The following is a 6,222-nucleotide window of genomic DNA, read 5'->3' as shown; positions in this document are numbered from 1 at the left end:
TCATCGATGCCGAAGGCAATGTCCTTCTGTCCAATCCCGCCGCGGAGCGCATGCTGCTGCACCGGACCGGCATGAACCTGCGCAATCTGCGCGCGCTGTCCAGCGTGTTTCACGGCGACGGCGTCACCCCGCTCAAGCCCGACGAGCTGCCGTCGGCACGCGTGCTGCGCGGCGAGCCGTTCGAGAATATGGAGATGATCGTCCGCCCGCACAGCGGCAATCCTTCCCGCCATCTCATGATCAGCGGCCGGCCGATGCTGGACGGGCAAGGCAACGTCTCCGGCGCGGTGCTGGTTTNNACCGGCGGCGTCGCGCACGACTTCAACAACATGCTGACCGTGATCTCCGGCAATACCGAGACGCTGGTGGCAAGCCTGAAGCAGCAGCCCGAGCTCCAGCGCGTGGCGCGCCTGATCGACGAGGCCGCCGAACGCTGCGCCGAGCTGATCCAGCATCTGCTCGCCTTTGCGCGCAGGCAGCCGCTGCAGCCGCGCAACGTCGAGATCAACGGCGCGGTCGCGGATATCGCGAAACTGCTGCGCCCCACTCTCGGCGAGCAGATCGAGATCGAGACCGTGCTCGAACAGGGGCAGATGACCGCGCACATCGATCCGTCCCGCCTCACCAATGCTCTGCTCAACATGGCAATCAACGCCCGCGACGCCATGCCGAACGGCGGCAAGCTGCTACTCGAGGCCCACCGCGTCGTGCTCGACCAGGCCTATGCGCAAAACAATCCCGACGTGCGGCCCGGCCCTTACGTGATGCTCGCCGTCAGCGACACCGGCACCGGCATGCCGGCCGAGGTGCAGCAGCAGGCGTTCGAGCCGTTCTTCACCACCAAGGAGGTCGGCAAGGGAAGCGGCCTCGGCCTCTCCATGGTCTACGGCTTCGTCAAGCAGTCCGGCGGCCACATCAAGATCTACAGCGAGGAAGGCCACGGCACCACGATCAAGCTCTATCTGCCGCCGGGCGAAGGCATGGCCGAGGTTGCCCCCACCACGACTCCGCAGGCGGAAGGCGGCGCCGAGACCATTTTCGTGGTCGAGGATGATCCGCTGGTGCGCAACTTCGTCACCGTGCAGCTCCAGAGCCTCGGCTACCGGACCGTCGCCGCGCCCGACAGCAAGGCCGCGCTGGAATTGATCCAGGCCGGCCAGCCGTTCGACCTGCTGTTCACCGACGTCGTCATCCCCGGCGGCATGAGCGGGCGCGCGCTCGCGGACAAGGTGGCGACGATCCGCCCCGGCGTGAAGGTGCTCTACACCTCCGGCTACACCGACAACGCCATCGTCCACCATGGCAAGCTCGACGACGGCGTCATGCTCCTGACAAAACCCTACCGCCGCAACCAGCTCGCCGAGATGATCCGGAAGGCGCTCGGAAACATGCCGGTCGGCTAGCGCTTCTGCTTGGCGACACATCCAATGGCGTTGCAGATGATCCGCGCTGCGCAGATCGCCCCAATATTCTGCAGATCACGCTCCGGCACCAATTCGACCAGATCGAGACCGACAATTCTGGCCTTCGAGGCGACGCCCGCGATCAGGTCTATGACGTCGAAATAGGACAGGCCGCCAGGCTGCGGCAGAAGCACACCCGGAATGACGGACGGATCCAGGCCGTCGCAGTCGATCGTGATCAGGCAATTCGCGTTTTCCTCGATGGCACTCAGGACGACATGAACGCCCCGGCTTTTGACCTCTCGTGCTGTAAAAATCCTGGAGCCCCAATTCCGCGCGCAACTGAGCTCCTGCGAGCCCGAGCCGCCGATACCCCGTAAACCAACCTGCACAATGCGTTCGACCCAAGGCAACTCGCTGGCGCGCCGCATCGTACTGGAAAAAGTATGTGCTGAGCCGTCGCGCCGGTCCTTCCAATCCAGATGCGCGTCGATCTGCAGGATGGTCAGCTTGCCCATGTCTTCGAACGCCCCGAAGAACGGTATGGGCACTGAATCATCTCCGCCCAGCAGCATGGGTACCGCGCCGGACCTCAGGATCTTTTTGGTGGCCGTCCTGATTGCATTCCGGTTTTGCTCGGGGGCATCGGGTGACGTGGCAAGATCGCCGCCATCAACGACCCGGATTTGCTCCGGGTCGAGCAGGATTCCGTCCTGGTCGAAATCCCACCTGGCAAGGTCGGTCTGGTAAACGCGCAACGCATTGCGAATGGCCGCTGGGCCGTTCGCGGCATGGCTCGTCCTGCCCTTCAAATGCGGCGTGGCATCCGCAGCTCCGAAGATGACAATGTCGGCTTCGCCAAGAGTCAGCGGAACAGGCAGAGCAAGGTCGCACGCCGCGACGCCGAGGAATGTATTGCGCTCGCTCGCCATAACCGTCTCGATAGGGGCACTCAGTCCGGGCGACAGAGCTAATCCGCAACGCTTGGACCAGTTCCTGACTTGCTCTTGGCCTGACGCCGAGCCGAACGGTCGAAGCCGCTCTCGCCTAGGACGTGACCTCGTAAACGTCGGGCTTACCAAGGCAAAGCGGAAGCTCCCACCTTGGGCGTGATCCGCGGCTTGTGACCACAGCGGACTCTCGCGCGTCGAGCTGCCCCTGAAGGCGTGGACGAGTCGGCGGGCCGCTTTCTTCTGGAACCAAATTAAATTGATTTAATTTAGTTATTGTGATTTAATTTTTGGGCTTACCTCTGGACGGAGAAAACGCATGCCGGATCAGGACGACCGTCGCGAGTTCTTAAAAACCTGCGGAAGGTTCGCGGCGGTGACGCCTCCAGCCATCACCCTACTCCTGTCGACATCCCTCACATCGGATGCAATCGCGAAGTCGGGCGCAGGCGCGGTCCACCACGACCATCACCATCACGGTAACAACGGCTGGGGCAACGGCGGCGGAGACGGCAGCCCCAACGGCAAGGACGATAGAGGCCGCTGAGACGACGACACACGGCCTCCGGAAGGAGACACAATGCAGCCCAGGCGCCGCGACGTAGATTGGCATTTCGCCAGCTTCGTTGTTTCGATGATCTGGCTGGCGGTCGTTGCTGCCGCTCTTCTTGCAGTGCTCTTCCGAGGGCACCCTTGAGGAGTTATGAAGTACATTTTCATCGCGGTCGGCTGCTGGCTGCTGCTGAACGTGCTCTTCGTTGTGCTAGTCACTCCGCCGCTTAGGCGCCGGCCGCGACAACTTGCTCGCACGATTGATGCAGTCAAGAAGTTCATTTTCAGCAGACGGCAGCCCCCTACCTGACGAGGGCAGTGACGCGCTGCAAAAAACGACAGTAAGGCTGGCTGTTTATTTCCAGCGACGCCGCACCGCAGTTCGCTGTATCGTTCCGTTTTTCCAACAGCGGATTTGATTGCCATGCACCACATCCAGAGTACGCATATTGCCGCGATATTGAAACTGACCGCCCAGCAGCTTGAAGCACTCCGCACCCGCCCAGAGATCCAAAAGGAATATTCCGAAATCCTCGTTTTGAGAGAGAAAATAAAACTGGCGACCGATCTGAAGAAGGCTCGCCGGCAGCTCCTTACTCGGCGCCTGCCAAGCGCCTGAAGCGAGATAACTCCACCCGTTCCTTGCGCTGTGAGGCTCGAGCAAGGAGCTGCTCGTTGGCATTCTCGCTTGTGGACCCTTGCGGTCATTCCGCTGTACAGGTCTGCGTCGGAGCGGTGAATAAATGCCGGGAATGTTCTATGGCCTGTTCAGCTTCCTGGTGCAGACTGGATCGCCTTTGGGCAGGGTTGGCAATCCCGTCCGAGGCGAAGCCGGTCGGCCGGCCCGCTGCACGACCCGACTGACCGGAAGAAGGCGGAAAGTCCACTGCGCCCGCCGGCAACATAGGAGATCTCCCCGCGAGTGGCCTTCTGGTATGATGCTTCTCTCTGAGCAACGGCTTCGGACAGCAGGAGTTAGCTAGAACTGGCCGTCGATCGATGCCGATCGGGTTCAGCCCCAGAGTTCAGGTCCTTACCAACCGCGGCGATGCACGGGGTTTTGCCCCGTGTTGGCATGAAGCACCGTGAGCTCATGAGAATCGAACTCGGCAAACGCCTCGCGCATGACGCGCAAGAATGCCGCCACGCGCGGAATGCCGGCGCTGCCACGCCGGTATAAAAGATGAATGCCGAAGCTTGGCGGGCATGACCATTCCGGCAGCAGTCGCGTGAGCCGACCCGACGTCAGGAAAGTCGGATCGAAGCAGGCCATGTAGATGACGCCGACGCCTGCACAGGCCGCCACGATCAGGCCTTCGCGATCCGGTGTGACGAACGAAGGTCGGATTTGGATCGTTTCGAGCATCCCATTGCGTTCGAATTTCCAATGGTCGACGGAACCAATCGACCAAGCTGGACGAAACAGCAGACAGCGATGATTGACGAAGTCGGCAGGCTGCTCCGGTGCGCCAAAACGACGGACATAGTCCGGCGAGGCATACGCGGCCGGCTTACCCTGACCGAGCCGCTGCGCCACCAGCCGGGACGGCGGAGGTTCGCCGACATGCAGCAGAACGTCGAGGTTTTCAGACTGCATGTCGCGGGGATCCTGGGTCAGCCGCGTCTCGACGAGCAACTCGGGGTATCGATCGTTCAGATTGGCCAGCCTCGGCATCAGGACATAGCGAGCGAGAGGCGCCTGCACGCCTACCCGCACAATTCCGCTGATCCGCCCATGCCTCTTCGTGTAGCCTTCTGTTAGCTCGGTAATGCGGGCAACAATGTCCACGGCCCTGCGATAGACGTCGATCCCTTCCTGGGTGAGCTTGAGCTGACGCGTCGTCCGGTTGAACAAGGGGACCTTAAGCTCGCGCTCCAGCTCGGCGATACCGCGACTGACCGCCGACGGTGTCAGCTCCATGATCCGTGCCGCCGCAGCAAAGCTGCCGCTGTCGGCGGCGCAGATCAGCATTTCGAGGCGACGGCCGCGATTCAAGACGAAACCTCACAAGCTTGGCGGTACCCGTATTCGTGATATTAACTCACGACTGAAGTTCGTCAAAGCTTCTCGACGCGACCGGCCCTGGTGCCTACGCTGCATCCCAGAATTTGCATTGTCGAGGAAGCGTGATGAGGAAGCCAGCTTTAACGACATGTCGCCGGGCTCCCGACGGGCTAGGCGTTTCGAAGTCGTCAGTCGACGGCTGCCTCGTTTTGTAACCAAAGCGGTCCGGCTCATATCCTGTGTCTTGAGGAGAATGTCATGCGTCGTCAGCGCTGGACTTTGTTGATGTTGCTGCTTTGCAGCCTGACGCCTGTGCTGCCAAAGGCAGCCATGGCCGAATGGCCCGAGCGGGCTGTGAAGATCGTGGTGACGTTTCCTCCAGGCAGCGCCAACGACGCGGCAGCACGTATTTTCGCGGATGCGTTGTCCAAACGGTGGGGCAAACCGGTGATCGTCGAAGATCGAACGGGTGCCGAAGGGACAATCGGCGTCGGCGCGTTCGTTTCAGCGCAGGACGATCACACCCTGCTCTATACTGTAATCGGTTCGGTGACGGTCGCGCCGCTGCTGATCGACAAGCTTCCTTATGATGTGGATCGCGATCTGCTGCCGATCGCCTCCACTACATCGATCGTTCTCACTCTCACGGTTAGCAACGGCATTGGCGTCGGTACCATCCCGGAATTAATCGACGTCCTCAAGGCGCAGCCCGGCAACTATGCCTGGGCTTCGGCTCCCACGCTGCCGAGATACGTGTTTGCGGGCTTTCTCAAGCGTCACTCGCTCTCGATGAACTATGTGAGCTATCGCGACGGAGCTCAGCCGCAAGCCGATCTGGGAGAGGGAAGAATCCAGGTGCTTGTCACCTCGCTGACGGCATCCCAATCTCCCGTGCAAACCGGCAAGGCGCACTTCTTGGCGGTGATCAATCCAAGCAGAGCTGCGCTATTGCCTGAGGTGAAAACCGTGCGCGAGCTTGGCTACCCCGAACTCGAGATCGATGGTCTCGCCGGAATCTATGGCGGCCGCAACATGCCGGAGATCGTAAAGGCGCGGATTGCGGCCGACGTTGCCGCCATCTGTGCAGACAGCGAGGTTCGTCGCAAGCTCGAAGCCGGCGGGCACAACGTGCTTGCCGGAACCGCAAGCGAATTGAGGGCCGGAATCGAGCGGCAGCGGAGTTGGCTCGCCGGAATACGTCAGTTGGTCGATATCCGTGACGCAAGATAACAGGCAGGAGATCCCGACGATGTCGTCACCGGCAGCGCTCACACTTCTCGACTGATCCAGTCGCATCGGATCTTGCGCAGCT

6 protein-coding genes are annotated in these 6,222 nt (G+C 61.3%); 4 read left to right on the top strand and 2 right to left on the bottom strand.

Annotated features, from left to right (window positions below; translation table 11 throughout):
- A partial coding sequence (locus tag FXB41_RS27325) for an ATP-binding protein (protein WP_219683933.1) occupies window positions 1–1,403 on the top strand: 1,403 nt, incomplete at its 5' end.
- On the opposite strand, the gene FXB41_RS27320 is transcribed toward FXB41_RS27325, so the two are convergent.
- Entirely contained in the window at window positions 1,400–2,335 is a 936-nt protein-coding gene (locus FXB41_RS27320; protein WP_219683932.1) for an arginase family protein, read from the bottom strand. The genes FXB41_RS27325 and FXB41_RS27320 overlap by 4 nt on opposite strands.
- 337 nt (window positions 2,336–2,672) lie before the next feature.
- Here FXB41_RS27320 and FXB41_RS27315 point away from each other — a divergent pair, with 337 nt between their 5' ends.
- Both FXB41_RS27315 and FXB41_RS27310 read left to right on the top strand, forming a co-directional pair.
- Window positions 2,673–2,900, top strand: coding sequence for a hypothetical protein (locus FXB41_RS27315; protein WP_007591641.1), 228 nt, complete (start codon window positions 2,673–2,675; stop codon window positions 2,898–2,900).
- Between the two features lie 429 nt (window positions 2,901–3,329).
- Window positions 3,330–3,524 carry a hypothetical protein gene (locus FXB41_RS27310; protein WP_219683931.1) on the top strand — a complete coding sequence of 65 codons (195 nt, stop codon included), beginning with the start codon at window positions 3,330–3,332 and terminating at the stop codon, window positions 3,522–3,524.
- Between the two features lie 414 nt (window positions 3,525–3,938).
- Here FXB41_RS27310 and FXB41_RS27305 read toward each other — a convergent pair whose 3' ends face one another.
- Window positions 3,939–4,877, bottom strand: a complete 939-nt coding sequence (locus tag FXB41_RS27305) for a LysR family transcriptional regulator (protein WP_219683930.1) — start codon at window positions 4,875–4,877, stop codon at window positions 3,939–3,941.
- A 291-nt stretch (window positions 4,878–5,168) separates the two neighbouring features.
- Here FXB41_RS27305 and FXB41_RS27300 point away from each other — a divergent pair, with 291 nt between their 5' ends.
- Window positions 5,169–6,140, top strand: coding sequence for a Bug family tripartite tricarboxylate transporter substrate binding protein (locus tag FXB41_RS27300; protein ID WP_007591650.1), 972 nt, complete (start codon window positions 5,169–5,171; stop codon window positions 6,138–6,140).
- Window positions 6,141–6,222: the final 82 nt, after the last annotated feature.

The organism is Bradyrhizobium canariense, assembly GCF_019402665.1.
In the GTDB taxonomy this organism is placed as follows: domain Bacteria; phylum Pseudomonadota; class Alphaproteobacteria; order Rhizobiales; family Xanthobacteraceae; genus Bradyrhizobium; species Bradyrhizobium canariense.
Note: the sequence above shows the minus strand (reverse complement) of the source record. Positions and strands in the feature narration are given on the sequence as shown.